Here is a 234-nt window from a genome sequence, read left to right as displayed (position 1 = left end):
TGATTCTAGCGGGTTATTGGCCAATCAAATCAGAAATCGACCCACGTCCTTTATTCGATTGCATAAGAGTACGTGGTGGAAATTTAGCATTACCGGCAGTGCTTGATTCCACGACCATGGTTTTTCGTACATTTTCACAAAGCACAGTTTTAGAACCTATGCACTTTGGCACATTGGGTCCTGGTGCAGAAAATACAGTTGTTATTCCAAGCGTTATTCTTGTGCCTCTTTCAG

At 42.3% G+C, this 234-nt stretch carries 1 pseudogene; it reads left to right on the top strand.

From position 1 onward, the window contains the following. Positions 1-234, top strand: a pseudogene (locus ACFINZ_RS11875) (5-formyltetrahydrofolate cyclo-ligase); the annotation flags it as partial.

Source organism: Bartonella sp. AA81SXKL, from assembly GCF_042196945.1.
GTDB lineage: Bacteria > Pseudomonadota > Alphaproteobacteria > Rhizobiales > Rhizobiaceae > Bartonella.
The sequence above is the reverse complement of the archived record's forward strand: the minus strand, read 5'-3'. Positions and strand labels throughout refer to the sequence as shown.